Below are 1371 nucleotides of genomic sequence, written 5' to 3'. Positions count from 1 at the left end.
CCGCCCAGGAAGGCGGTCACGCCCGCTTGGCCGGCGGGCAGGATCATCGCCAGATCCGCGCCGATCGCCTCCTCGATGCTCCAGCCGAAGGTCAGCTCGGCATGATGGTTCCAGCCGGTGATCCGACCGACCTCGTCGGCGGTGACGATGGCCTGGTGGGCGTTGGCGATCACGTTGCGAGCCCGGTCCTCGCTGGCGCGCAGCGAGCGTTCGAGATCACGCACGGCGGTGACGTCCCAATTGACGCCCACCAGCCGGACCGGGGTGTCGTCGCTGGTGCGCACGACCGTCGCCTGGGCGCGCACATGCCGCAGCTCGCCGTTGGGACGCACGATCCTGAATTCAGTGTCATACGGCGCTTCGCCCGCCAGAACGGCTCGCGTCAGGGCCTTTTCCTTCGGACGATCCGCCGGATGCAGGCTGGCCACGAACCGTTCGGCGGTCAGAGCCTCGCCGGGGGCCAGGCCATAGAGGGCGTACATCCGATCGTCCCAGGCCAGCGCGCCGGTCTGGACATTCCACTCCCAGACGCCGATCTGGCCAGCCTGGGTGGCCAGAAGCACCCGCTCGGACATGGCCCGGTAGCGAGCCTCGTCCTCGGCGCGCGAGATTTCGGCCGTGACCTTGGCGGTGATGTCGATGACCGCGCCGAACATCGCGATCACCTGTCCGGCCGCGTCGCGCTCGCAATAGCCGTGACCTTCTAGGTACCGCAGCTCGCCGCTGGGCAGCATGATGCGGGTCACGGCCAGTTTCCAGCCGATCCCCTCCTCGCGCGCCAGCTTGAGCCGGGCCTGCTGGGCCGGCCGGTCTTCGGGATGCACCGCGGCGATGAACTGGTCGAGTTCAGGTTCGGCGGCGGGGTCGAGGCCGTACAGTGTGGCGACATGCGGCGACCAGTTCGCCTCGCCCGTCGCCAAGTCCATCCGCCAGTAGCCGATGCCCACCACCTCCTCGGCCAGGGCGGTCATGTTCGCCATCCGCTCGGCGCGTTCCTGCAACTCTCTCCGCTCGGTGACGTCCCGGAAGACGTTGACGATCTCGATCGCCCGGCCCGCGCCGTCGCGGACAACTTGCGGATTGCCCTCGAACCAGACCCAGCGCCCGTCGCCGGTGCGGTAACGATGCTGCCGGTTAGCCGACGGGTCGGGCGTTTCGCCAGCGTAGAGCGGGGCGGAATTGGCGACGAAACGCTCGCGATCCTCCGGGTGAACCAGGTTGACCGCCGCCGTGCCGACCAGGTCCTCGGGCTCGTAGCCCATCGCGCGGCAAGCCGGCGAAACGTAGAGCAGCGTGCCGTCCAGCGCCGTGCGGACGATGACGTCCGAGGTGTTCTCGGCCAGAAACCGGTAGCGCCCCTCGCTGGTGGTC

General features: G+C 69.0%; 1 protein-coding gene. It reads right to left on the bottom strand.

Annotated features, from left to right (window positions below):
• Positions 1-1371, bottom strand: a 1371-nt coding sequence (locus AC1DZ6_RS25190) for a PAS domain S-box protein (RefSeq protein ID WP_477099820.1), incomplete at both ends; no start/stop codon positions are given.

Source organism: Caulobacter sp. P1_B12_2 (genome assembly GCF_056406675.1).
The sequence above is the reverse complement of the archived record's forward strand: the minus strand, read 5'-3'. Positions and strand labels throughout refer to the sequence as shown.